9 protein-coding genes and 1 pseudogene are annotated in these 11,333 nt (G+C 65.8%); 5 read left to right on the plus strand and 5 right to left on the minus strand.

Going from position 1 to position 11,333, the window contains the following annotated elements; genetic code table 11:
• Positions 1-214: 214 nt before the first annotated feature.
• Positions 215-1,219 carry an NBR1-Ig-like domain-containing protein gene (locus ACFP1K_RS39905; protein WP_380763585.1) on the minus strand — a complete coding sequence of 335 codons (1,005 nt, stop codon included), beginning with the start codon at positions 1,217-1,219 and terminating at the stop codon, positions 215-217.
• Between the two features lie 264 nt (positions 1,220-1,483).
• On the opposite strand from ACFP1K_RS39905, the gene ACFP1K_RS39910 reads away from it, so the two are divergent.
• Both ACFP1K_RS39910 and ACFP1K_RS39915 read left to right on the plus strand, forming a co-directional pair.
• Positions 1,484-1,933, plus strand: a complete 450-nt coding sequence (locus tag ACFP1K_RS39910; protein ID WP_380763587.1) for a DUF2690 domain-containing protein — start codon at positions 1,484-1,486, stop codon at positions 1,931-1,933.
• A 351-nt stretch (positions 1,934-2,284) separates the two neighbouring features.
• Entirely contained in the window at positions 2,285-2,524 is a 240-nt protein-coding gene (locus ACFP1K_RS39915) for a hypothetical protein (protein ID WP_380763589.1), read from the plus strand.
• Positions 2,525-2,645: 121 nt separating this feature from the next.
• Here the strand turns inward: ACFP1K_RS39915 and ACFP1K_RS39920 are convergent, their stop codons facing one another.
• Positions 2,646-3,398: a tetratricopeptide repeat protein gene (locus ACFP1K_RS39920; RefSeq protein ID WP_380763591.1), complete on the minus strand. Its 753-nt coding sequence runs from the start codon at positions 3,396-3,398 to the stop codon at positions 2,646-2,648.
• A gap of 328 nt (positions 3,399-3,726) precedes the next feature.
• Between ACFP1K_RS39920 and ACFP1K_RS39925 the strand changes: the two genes are divergently transcribed.
• On the plus strand, positions 3,727-4,671 hold the full coding sequence (locus tag ACFP1K_RS39925; RefSeq protein WP_380763593.1) for a hypothetical protein: 945 nt from the start codon (positions 3,727-3,729) through the stop codon (positions 4,669-4,671).
• Positions 4,672-5,416: 745 nt separating this feature from the next.
• Positions 5,417-6,043 carry an integrase core domain-containing protein gene (locus ACFP1K_RS39930; RefSeq protein ID WP_380763595.1) on the plus strand — a complete coding sequence of 209 codons (627 nt, stop codon included), beginning with the start codon at positions 5,417-5,419 and terminating at the stop codon, positions 6,041-6,043.
• A gap of 51 nt (positions 6,044-6,094) precedes the next feature.
• Here ACFP1K_RS39930 and ACFP1K_RS41415 read toward each other — a convergent pair.
• The 3 genes and pseudogenes from ACFP1K_RS41415 to ACFP1K_RS39940 form a co-directional block, all read right to left on the minus strand.
• Positions 6,095-6,277, minus strand: a pseudogene (locus tag ACFP1K_RS41415) (IS1634 family transposase); the annotation flags it as partial.
• Between the two features lie 333 nt (positions 6,278-6,610).
• Positions 6,611-7,738 (minus strand): IS5 family transposase, encoded by a 1,128-nt coding sequence (locus tag ACFP1K_RS39935; RefSeq protein ID WP_380763597.1) that lies wholly within the window; start codon positions 7,736-7,738, stop codon positions 6,611-6,613.
• Between the two features lie 1,429 nt (positions 7,739-9,167).
• Complete coding sequence (locus tag ACFP1K_RS39940; protein ID WP_380763599.1) at positions 9,168-9,896, minus strand: hypothetical protein; 729 nt, start codon at positions 9,894-9,896, stop codon at positions 9,168-9,170.
• A 505-nt stretch (positions 9,897-10,401) separates the two neighbouring features.
• On the opposite strand from ACFP1K_RS39940, the gene ACFP1K_RS39945 reads away from it, so the two are divergent.
• Positions 10,402-11,238 (plus strand): IS5 family transposase, encoded by an 837-nt coding sequence (locus ACFP1K_RS39945; protein WP_380763601.1) that lies wholly within the window; start codon positions 10,402-10,404, stop codon positions 11,236-11,238.
• Positions 11,239-11,333 lie beyond the last annotated feature (95 nt).

Genomic DNA, 11,333 nt, shown 5'->3' on the forward strand with positions numbered 1-11,333 from the left:
AGACCCTGGCTCAGAAGCAATCAATATCGAGCAGGCACGCGTTATCCGGCGCAAGATCCTCGGCGGACTGATCAACGAATACTCCCAGGTCGCGTAACCAAATCCGGGTATTCGGGCCCCACAGGGTCCCGGGTAGCAATGGCGAAAATTCAAGGATACAACGCTGACCTGCGGCGATTCCCTCTTTCTGCAGCACTCTTACCGACAGGCCTAATTATTCAGTGACGTTGATGATCATGAACAAGCCCTGCAGCTGGGGGAAATAGTGCTGGCCGTTGACGTCAGTCATCTTCCAGTCCACCCGACAGGAACCGGGAAGGGACGGTGCGGTGATCATCACTGTGATCTGCGCGGTCTGCCCGGGTCTGGTGTCGGGGATGGGTGTCATAGCTGGTAAGGCGCACAGGCCCGGGTCGTTGGTGCCCTGCCGTGTCAGATATCGGCCGCGCCAGGAGACCGCGCCGGTGTTGCGGATCTCCCACGTCTTGGCGAAGCGCTGGCCTACTGCGACAGTGCTGCCATCGGGGTAGGTGACATCGCGGACGAAGGCGGAGGAGTCGCCAGGGATACGGGGATGCGAGGCGGTCAGCGAAGGGAGGGCGGGCGATGAGCCCGCCCGCTGCGGGGTCGCCGTGTGTGGCCGCGCCCAGACGAACGCCAGCACGAAGGTCAAGATCAGGACCAAAGATCCAGTGGTCCACCACACCGCAGGTCTCAGGGCAGAGGACCAGCGGGCCACGATAGAGGGCGGCGTGCCAGATAGCTGGCCGCCCACCGCATCAACCTCGGCCGCTCGCCCCTGCTCCAACTCGGCGTTCCGGTCCCCAAGAGGGGTGCCAGGCTCAACCGGCCGCGCGCCCGGCGTAGTGGTGTGCGGCAAGCCGGCAGGAGCGTTTGGCCCATCGGCGGGCAGTGCTGCCCGCTCCCACCGAGATCGGCCGGCCGACAGCAGTCGGTCGTGTGCGCGGGCGTCTTGCCCGGCGATCGCAGTCAGCACCGCCTGCACGAACGCCCAGTCGGGGGGCTGGGGCCGACGCAGCGTCTCGGAGATCGTGGTCTTGCCGTAATTGATCCGCGAGGCCAGGTCGCGGTAGGTCAGTCCTGCCTGGTCGAGTTCGGTGCGCAGCCAGTTCGCCAGCTCATTCACCGGTGCCGGCTGGTCGGGCGGCGCTGAGGGGGGCCGGCCTCGTTTAGGACCGTTGGACCGGCCATTGCTCATGGAAGGACTCCTTTCACGCGCTCGGTGAATAATCCTGCCCCCTGCTAGGCGTGGCAGGCGATGGCCTTGTGGTGAGGGAAACGATTGCGGCCAACCTGGTAGGAGCGCCGAGCTGGGGCCTCCCCGGACAATTGGGAGTTGTCCGGAGTTGACCTGCGCGAAGAGCGCTCGGAGCTAGACGTCCAAAACGGACAATCACACGCTGCCTCCAGGCCTGAGGAGACCGGGCCACGCCAAGAGCTGGCGTAGACCAAGGAGAGCGACATGATGAGGACAACAATGTGGGGACACCGTCCGCTGCTCGCCCGGCTGGGCGCAGCCGTCGTCGCGGCGGTCGCGTGCGGTGCGGCGCTGGCCATGCCAGCGCACGCGACAGCGGCGGTCAGCTGCTACGGAGACTTCTGTTCGGGCCAGGACCCACAAGCGACCGGCTGCGCGGCCGACGCAGTCACCGTCGCCACCGACAAGGTGTATGCCGCCGAAATCTACCTGGACCTGCGTTGGTCCCCGACCTGCAAGACCAACTGGGCACGCCTACGCGGCGTCTCGGGGACGATCAACAATTTCAAGGTTGTCCAGCCCGCCACCAACTACAGCCGGATCCGATCAGGAACCAACTGGTGGACCTACATGATCTACTCGCCGAACCTATGCACCTATGCCTACGTTGAACTGGGCGCGTACGGCGGCACCCTTCAGACCAGCTGCGTCTGACAGAGCTCGTCCCCCGAGGGCCCTTCCGGTCGGTGCGCAGCCGACTGTCCAGTCCGCCGACCGAGCATCAGCGAGGGAGCGGACTTGACCGGCGGCAAGCGTCGGCCACACTTTCAGGCCGGGGGCGAGGAGACCCGTTCGGCACCTGCGCGGACGGGCCAGCGTGGTGGCCTGGGTCGCCCGGACCCTCGCGGAGGGCCGATCGGGGCGGCGGGCCGTCGGATCGTCGGGTCGTCGGGCAGGCGGGGAAGGTCCTGGGTCTTCCGTCCCTCGGCCAGCGCGGCCAGGCGGGCCTGCAGCGGGGTGCGCCGGGGCCGGGGCCGAGGGCGTACCTCCGGTGCGGTGGGCGGGGTGGGGCCGGCGCCGGCGGCCAGCGCGGCCAGGCGGTCCCCGAGCTCGCCGGTCGTCACCGGGCACGGGCGCGGCTGGTCGACTGGCCGGCCCGCCGCCCCCGACGACCTGACCACCATCTCGCCCTACATCACCCACGTCATCCGCCGGTTCGGCAACTGGATCCTCAACCTCACCCCGCCGGCCGCCGCACCCACAACCCACCTGGACCTCGAATCCCGCGTCCTGTTCGCCCCCTGACGCATCGACTTTCTGGACTGAGGTTTCTGGACGGAATCACGCCTGGTCGTTATCGTGTCCAGAAAGGTACACCTTCCCAGACGGCCGAGAGCAGACCCTGGAGCGGCGGCCGACTTGTCCCTCACCTCTCGGACGTGGGCGGTTGCTTCATCCACTCGGGGACGTCCTGACCGGTGAGCGCACGAAATTCTTGACTCACCCCGGTGGCGTCCCCGGCATGGGCGCGGCGCAGCAGATCGATGATCGTGCCGATGATGCCCTGGGCGTAGTCGGGCAGGTGTTGCCCGGTGCTGAAAGCCTCGACCAAGGAGGCGATCGCTTTTCGGAAGCAGGCGCCCTCGATCAGCACAAGTCCAAGGACAACGAGGCTCTTGGTATAGCCGGGCAGGTAGGCGTCCTGGTTGAGCTGGACCAGCTCCCGGCGCAGCCGCACGGCTTCCTGGCTGACCGGCAGCGCCTCGTCCGGCCGCCCCACCTCCGCCAGCCACATCGCGTGGTTGTTCACCGACATCGCCAGGTCGGGCAGGTATGCGTCCCGGTTGAGCTCGACCAGCTCCCGATAGAGGCTGACGGCTTCCTCGCAGATCGGCAGCGCCTCATCCGGCCGCCCCACCCATGCCAGCAGGGCGGCGTGGTTGTCCAGCGAGCCGGCCAGGTCGGGCAGGTGGGCGGCGCGGTTGAGCTCGACCAGCCTCCGGCGCAGCCGCACGGCTTCCTCGCAGATCGGCAGCGCCTCGTCCGGCCGCCCTACCTCCGCCAGCCGGAGCGCGTGGTTGTTCAACGATATCCCCAGGGCGGGCAGGTGGGCGGCGCGGTTGGCGGCGGCGCGGGCCAGGCGCTCGGCATCCTGCCGGTCCCCAGCCTCCTCCCGCATCACGGCCAGCTGCTCCAGCGCATCGGTCTCGCCAGCGTCGGCGGGGGGTTGCCAGAGGGCGTAGGCGTGGCGGTAGCGATACCGGGCGTATTTTCTCTGTGAGGGTGCCTTTCAGGCGGGTTCTACTCCGCTCATCTGGGCGGTCACGGCCGTTCTTCGTAGCAATGGTGATCACGGCTGGAGCGGCTCCGACCCTGAAGGGGGAACCTCGCCCAGGTGCCGTAGGAATAGGACGGCCTATGACCGGATGATCTGGCCGCGGCTGGTCACGCCGTGCGGCCGTACAAACAGGTATTCCGGCGGAATGCCGAGCCTCTACAGTCGGTGGATGACCGCGACCGCGACCGAACCCGGCACGCCGCTACCGCCGCTCGTCACGTGCTGCGCCGAGGTGTCGGGGGAGGAGTTCGACGCGCTGAAGGCCGTCGTGGAGACCGTCGCCCAGCAGGCTTGCCCGGGTTCCCCGTACCTGGCCGAGCGAGAGATACGGCGAGTTTCGTCAACGGACAACCAGACGCTCTGGGAGGAGGCGCATCGCACGGCCCGCAGGATCCTGCTCAACCTGTTCGACCACCTGGCGATGCTCACCGTGGCGCTCACCGGGCCCCGGGTGCCGCTGTATGCGCATATGACCGTGAGCCGGGTCACCGCCGAGGCCGCGGCTCAGATCTGCAACCTGCTGAGCCCGACGGCCGGGTACCAGGAACGGGTGCTGCGCGCTGCGCGACTGGGGCTGCGCAGCCGCTCCCTGGAGGTGTCGGCGATCCACGACCTCCCCGACGGGCACCCCGTCAAGGTGCACGCGCTGGAGACCACCACGCGGGCCCGGGACGAGTTCGTCGCGATGGTGAGGAGAGCCGGCCTTGATGTGCGCCTCCGAGGCGACGGCCGCCCTGCGGGCATCAGGCGTCCCGGCGCTGGTGAGTACCTTCGCCTGGACCCGAGTTTGACCGACCTGGTGAACGAGCAGTTCCCAGATCGCCCCGCGGGCTATCAGCTCACCTCCGGAGTGGTGCACAGCATGGAGTGGATGCTGCGCGACGCGATCACCGAGGATGACGCCGACGGCATACGCGCTGCACCTGACCTGCTCGGCATCGGGTCGGCGACGCTGGTGGCCGTGGGCGCCGCCGCGGCGGTCGCCGAGGTGTACGCGCGGCTGTACGGGCACGACCCTGCAGCGGCGGCCGCGGCCAGCGCTACCCGGCGCAGCCGGATCGACCAGGCCTGCGTGCAGGAGTTCAACCGCCTGCACCGGATCAGGCCGCAGTAGGGCATCTTCGCTTAGGACGGGGTGGGAGACTTCCCCGCCGCGCTGCGGCGCAGCGCGGACGGGAACGGCGGGGGACGCGGCTGCCGCCCCCGCCCAGTACGCGGCGCTTCTCCCCATCCAAGAGCGCGTCCTTGGCGCCGAACACTGCTCCTGCCGATAATGCCATCCGGCCAGGTCATAGCCTTGTAGGGTTTCGCTTGGCGTGACGCGATCTCCAGCCATCTGAGAGGGAACCGAGTGAGGCAGGATGATCACTTGTGCTCCTTCGCCTGGCCTATCTGACCGTCAGGAACGCCTTTGCCGCGCTGCGGCTGCTGCCGATGGGGGATAGGGACAAGGACGTCGAAATCCTTGCTCTGCGCCACCAGATCACCATTCTTGAAAGACAGCTCGGCGCGGAGACCAAAGTGAGGTTCGCTCCGGAGGATCGCGCCTTCCTCGCCGCGCTCCTGACATCTCTGCCCCGCCAGGTCCTACGCCGACTGCGCCTGCTCGTGCGTCCCGATACAGTCCTTCGCTGGCACCGCGATCTGCTGAAGCAGCGTCACGCCCGTACCTGCCGGCCCAAGCGGCAGGGGCGCCCGCCCACCGTGCGCTCCATCCGTGCGCTCCATCCGTGTGCTCATTCTGCGGTTGGTCCGGGAGAATCCCTCGTGGGGTTACAGGCGAGTGCACGGCGAGCTCGCCACTCTCGGCATCAAGATCGCGCCTTCCACCATTTGGGAGGATCCTCAAGCAGGAAGGCGTGGATCCCTCCCCGGCACGGGCATCCACTACATGGGCCGATTTCCTGCGTTCCCAAGCCGACGCGCTGCCGGCCTGCGACTTCATCGAGACCGTCACCCTGAACGGGCAGCGGCAATACATTCTGGCTGTCATCGAGCACGCCACCAGACGGGTCCGTGTGCTGGGCACCACTGCCCACCCGACCGCCACCTGGGTCATCCAGGCGATCAAAAATCTCGTGATGGACCTGGAGGACGCCGGCTGCCGGGCTCGCTATCCGATCAGGGACCGGGACGGGAAGTTCCCGGCCCTCATGGAGGAGATCCTCGCCGACTCCGGCATCCACACGGTGCTTACCGGCATCTGTATCCCGCGGATGAACTCGGTCATGGAACGGTGGGTGCAATCGTGCCGCCGCGAGCTCCTGGACCGCTGCCTGCTCTGGAACGAACGCCACCTACGGCATGTCCTGCGCGAGTATGAGGAGTTCTACAACCAGCACAGACCCAATCAAGCCCTGGACCAGGTGGCTCCACTACGCGCCGGCCCGGACCCAACCACAGATCCGGCCACAGTCGCCGACCTGAACGTACACCGACGGGACCGGCTCGGCGGAATCCTTCACGAATACTCGCATGCCGATTGAACTGTGTGGACGGGGATTTCGGCAGGCGCACTGCCGGGCAACCTCCAGGCCCAGGTCAAGCTCACCCCGGCCGCCCGCGATCATCTGCCTTGCCGCGACCTTCAGCGTCTCCAGTTCGGCCTCGTCGTGGGCCGAGCCGATGTGCTCGATGTCCCGCGATCCCCACCGCGAAGAGAACACAACCTGCACCGCTGTGGCACCCGACTTCGTCCTCACCGTCCTGACATACGGCACCGAGCCACTCTACGGCCATCATTAGTGCGCAAGTTCAGCCTCCTCGCGAGACGAACTTACAGGTCACAGCCCAGCGCTATCGGCAAACCCCGAATCATCTCCTAAGTCGGGTCTGGCACACACGAGCCGCTCATGGCAAACGGGATTAGCCGGATGTACGCCGCCTCGAAGGACCGCCCTTGGCTGGGGCGCGCTGATGTGCCGGAGAGGTTTGCGGCGGCAGGGCAAAGCCCTGATGCTGGTGACGCCTTAACGGAAGACAGGCAGCGACGAGACTGGTCGCTATACGGGCTAGGGGCGGCGGCCACGGTGTAAGAGCCTGCTGACGAAGGCTTAAGTTCTCGTGGGGATGGGACCATAGAGGGCTGGTCCGATCTTGTTGATGTAGCCCTGGTGTGACCATTGGGACAGTTGGACGCGGAAGCTGTTGACGTTCTCGATCCCGAGGATGGCGGCCGGTTCGGCCCCTTTCCAGGCCCGCCAGGGCTGGGCGGCCAGGAGTTCCAGGACCTTGCCGCGCCGGTCGGGACTGGACAGCTCTGGAAGCGGCGGCGGGTCGCTCCAGCGGCCATGAGGCGGCCGGCCTGCCAGTTCGCGGGTCAGGCGGCGGGTCATCTGGTGCACGGTGGCCCACCAGATCATGTCTTCGTGGTGCGCGGGCTTGCGTTCGTAGATCCGGACGAGCCGGCGGTAACGGGTCAGCCAGGCGAATGTGCGTTCTGCCACCCACCTGCGGGGCAGGACGACGAAACCGCGTAGGTCGTCGGAGCGCTTGACGATGGTGACGGCCAGGCCCAGGGCTTGCCCGGCCCAGGTGATCAGGCGTCCGGCGTAGCCGCCGTCCGCCCACACCAGCGCGATGGTGGAGAACTTTCCCCGCAGCCGGGCCAGCAGCGGGTGCGCGCCGTCACGGTCTTGAACCGACGCGGCGGTGACGATCACGCACAACAGCAGCCCGAGCGTGTCGACCGCGATATGCCGCTTCTGCCCCTTGATCTTCTTGCCCGCGTCATAACCGCAGGCCGCGGCCCCGACGATCTCGGCCGCTCTGACCGTCTGGGAGTCGATGCACCCAGCCGTCGGCAACTCGCCACGGTCGGCCATGACCCGCAGGCGGCCGCGTAGCCGCCCGGCGAGCCGTTCGGGCAGACCACGCCGCGACCAGCGCAGGAAGAAGGCGTACACCGCCTCATGCGGCGGGAAGTCGACCGGCACGGCCCGCCACTCGATCCCGTACCTGGTCACATAGCCGATCGCGTCCAGCACCGCGCGTAGGTCATGCACCATCGGCCTGCCCATGGCCGCGACCAGTTCGGCCATGCACGCCCGCGCCTCGCCCTCCAGGACGGTCCACTCGGCATCGGTCAGGTCCGATGGATATGACGGCCTGCGGCCATGACATCGGCACCCCGGTGAGGCGCAACCACTGGCGTCCGACGACGCGGGCGTGTAAACAGACAACCACGGGCTCCTGGCTGCCGAGATGCGTAGACAACACCTCAGCTACCAGGAGCCCGCTCCTGTCCGCAGACGTATCACCGAAGATGCGAACCGGGGCATCCCGGTCTTGGCCTCAACAATCAAATCCTTCGTCAGCAGGCTCTAAGGTTGCCTAATCAGAAATTTAAGTGGACTATGATCGGCGTTCCGTGAACCAAACCACCATAGATGAAAATTCTCGCCTAAAGGACGGCCCCGCAGCACTCGTGCTGGCAGCTGTGGCCGCCGTTGTGTCGGTTACGCAAGCAGAGGGAGCTTATTCATCGCTAGACAGCGTCGTTGGAGTGGTATTGCTATTATTACTATGGGCTGCCCCGTCGGTCCACCTTAAACGTGCCAGTGCAAAGGTCAAGCTCGCATCCGTGGCGGTCGTAGGCTTATGCATGATCCTCCTCCTCTCATGGCCCTTGTCGTTGATAGGTCTGGCAGACGACTTGATACTTTCTATCTGCTGGCTTGCGATATTTGCCATCTTTGCGGCAATTCAGCTAGTCATGCATTTATACTCATGGGGAAGACGTGTAAATAAGCCACACGGTTCCACTTCTCGTCGCGGCACAAATTCTGACGAAAAAGTGCCAACTCAATGAAATCCCAATATTGACGATGCTGGAGCACCATCACAAAGATGAGCACTAACCACGGCGCAGTGGGAACGGCGGGAATGTCTCCTTGCGGCGCTGTACTGCCTGCGGTACTGCTCGATTGTGGCCATCCTGGTCAGCATGATGGCCCCCTGCGACGGCCAATGCCAGGGGGCACGTTGAACTCGGCGAACCCGTCACCGATGGCCTCGCTCGGCCTGTACACCCACAGGTGCACGTACTGCGGGGAGTCCAGCGCCGGGATGTGGCCGACCTCGCGCTACGTCGTACACTGGCCCAGTCGCTCAATACGGACCACTACTGGTTCGCGGCGGGCTCACCTGAAGCTTAGGTGGGGGCGCGCTGGCCGCCGGGGGTCGGCTGCGATGCGCCAAGGCGCGTCCACCGCCTCAACTGGATATCCGTCATCAATGGCGATCTTATAGTGAGTAGAGAGTTCGCCTGGCGGAGGGGGCGTTACGTCCTGGGCTACTCACTGTGATGTCGCCCGTGTCGGGGTGTGGGCTCGCTTTGTGCTCGAATGTTCCGGAGCGATTCGGCACGGGACGGCATCTCGCGGCAGAAAAATCAGCGGATCTATGGATAATCTGGCACAAACTGGTATGTGCAGACATGGCCTGGCACTCGGGTGGGCGTTTGCCCGCCGACTCTTAATCAGCGGGTCCGGGGTTCGAGAGGTGACATCGTCAGCACGTATCAGCCGAGCGCTTCCTTGATCCTTTGCCGCACGCTCCACCGCGACCGGCTCCTGCGCCAATGCATAGAGCTATTAGAAGAGCATGCCGTTACCCACGTTGGATGGCCTTCAGCTGCTCCATCGTCAATTCCTGCGTGCGGTTGGCGTCCGGGCTTCTCACCCATGCCAGGATTCGCGGATCGACGTCCTGTCCGTGCGGCAGGCCTTCGATGGCGGTGTCCCGTCCGTCGGAGGCGATCAGCTTGTGCAGGTATTCGGCGAGCTCAACCGGTCCTGCGCCTGCGTAGCCGACCTGGTAGCCGTGGCCGTTGCGCTCGGGCAACAGCGAGAGTGTCCCTTCGGTGGTGCGACTCCAGAACAAGCCGCTGATCCGGTCGATGACCAGGCTGGCGATGACATCACCGGGGCGCAGGCCCAAAGGTGCGTAGGTGGTGTAAGTCCACAGGTCGGTGCGCCCACCGACCGGTCGGTAATGCTTTGCGACGACGGGTAGGCCGAATTCCGGATCGTAGAAGGTCTGGCGGCAGACGCAGCCCGAACCCGAAATGGCCACAGGGCTCTCTTCGTCCTCGTCCACGCATGGGTGGAACAGCTCGGGGATCTCGCGGTTGTCAACGAACGTGGCGTGCAGCGGGTTCGGCTCGCAGCGGATCAGGCGCCCCTGCCACTCCCGCGCGTAGGGGGACTGCCGCTCGATGATCACCGTGGCGTTCCACGCCGCACCCGCAACGCCGATCCTGGCCTCGACGTAGAGGACGAAGTGCGCGTACCCCCTCGTGGGGTCGGTCAAGTTCAGGTTCGCGGATGTGAGGCTCACGTCGGCTCTCCCTGGTGTGGCCGGTGAACGGCGCTGTGGCGGTGTCGCAGCAATGATCTGACGAAGCGGTGCCAGCATGCGATCGGCGCCGTGGTGACATTTGCTGCGCGATCGGACAACCGTTCAGCAGGTCAACGCCAGCAGGGGAGCACCGTCGCTTGCCGGTTGTGGGAGACCTCACCATGATTGACCTCATGATCCGTCGTTTCACCGGCGAATCCCCCCACCTGGCTAGGCGCCTAATGCCGATCAGACGGAACTGTTGGGGTCAAACGCCCTCTTAGAGGGCATTTTGGGATGGTCTGCGGGCATGCGCATCTTTTGCGAGGGGAGCCACTCGCGGCGTTGGAGAAGAACATCCCGGTTCGTGGGCCCGGGCGGAGCGTGTCGATGTCTGTTTGGTGAGATGAGCCGACCCCGATTCCGTCTGGCGTAGACATGTCCTGGACACGCCATGTTTCGGAGGTTGCCAACTCTCACGGGCGGTCTGACATACCGATCGAATGTGAACCCCCGACGCGCCTACCCGTCCGACATCTCCGACGCCCGCTGGGCCTTGATCGAACCCACCCTGACCGCCTGGCGCCAAGCCCGCCTCGAACGCCGCCCCACCGGAGAGCCCGCCCCCACCGATCTACGCGACATCTTCAACGCCATCCTCTACCTCAACCGGACCGGCATCGCCTGGTCCTACCTCCCGCACGACTTCCCGCCCCACGGCACCGTCTACTCCTACTACGCCGCCTGGCGTGACCAGGGCATCTTCGCCCGGCTGAACTACGACCTCACCGGCCTGGCCCGCGCCAAGGACGGCCGTACCCCCGAACCCACGGCCGCGATCATAGACACCCAGACCATCAAGACCTCCACCAACCCACCAGCCAGCACCCAGGGAACGGATGCAGCGAAGAAGATCGTCGGCCGGAAGCGGGGCGTCGCCACCGACACCCTCGGACTACTACTGGCCGTGACCGTCTGCGCCGCGTCCGTCTCGGAGAACCAGGCCGGCATCCGCGTCCTGGACAAGGCCAAAAACGACCACCCCACCATCAGCCTGACTTGGGTCGACACCGGCTTCAAGAAACAGTTCGCCGACCACGCCGCCACCCTCGGCATCCACGCCCAGGTCGTCCACCGCGACCCTGAAACCCGTGGCTTCCACGCCCTTCCGCGACGCTGGGTAATCGAACGCACCCTCGGCTGGCTCATGCTCCACCGCCGCCTCGCCCGCGACTACGAGACCCTGCCCGCCAGCTCCGAAGCCATGATCCACATCGCCATGATCGACAACACCAGCAAGCGCATAACGGACGAGGCGACACCAACCTGGCGAGGGACTTAGACAGTGACTCATTTGGTTAGTCGGCGGTAGCAGATGGGGGCTGCGGCGATGGCGACGAAGGTGCGAAGTGGTCGGCTCGCCGTTCATAGCGGCGA

The organism is Sphaerisporangium aureirubrum (assembly GCF_042658925.1).
GTDB classification, from domain to species: domain Bacteria; phylum Actinomycetota; class Actinomycetes; order Streptosporangiales; family Streptosporangiaceae; genus Sphaerisporangium; species Sphaerisporangium aureirubrum.

What these genes read in the sequence shown, in the direction of transcription:
- ACFP1K_RS39905 (WP_380763585.1), bottom strand. Translation starts at nt 1,219, where the DNA reads ATGAGCAATGGCCGGTCCAACGGTCCTAAACGAGGCCGGCCCCCCTCA.
- ACFP1K_RS39910 (WP_380763587.1), top strand. Translation starts at nt 1,484, where the DNA reads ATGATGAGGACAACAATGTGGGGACACCGTCCGCTGCTCGCCCGGCTG.
- ACFP1K_RS39920 (WP_380763591.1), bottom strand. Translation starts at nt 3,398, where the DNA reads ATGCGGGAGGAGGCTGGGGACCGGCAGGATGCCGAGCGCCTGGCCCGC.
- ACFP1K_RS39925 (WP_380763593.1), top strand. Translation starts at nt 3,727, where the DNA reads ATGACCGCGACCGCGACCGAACCCGGCACGCCGCTACCGCCGCTCGTC.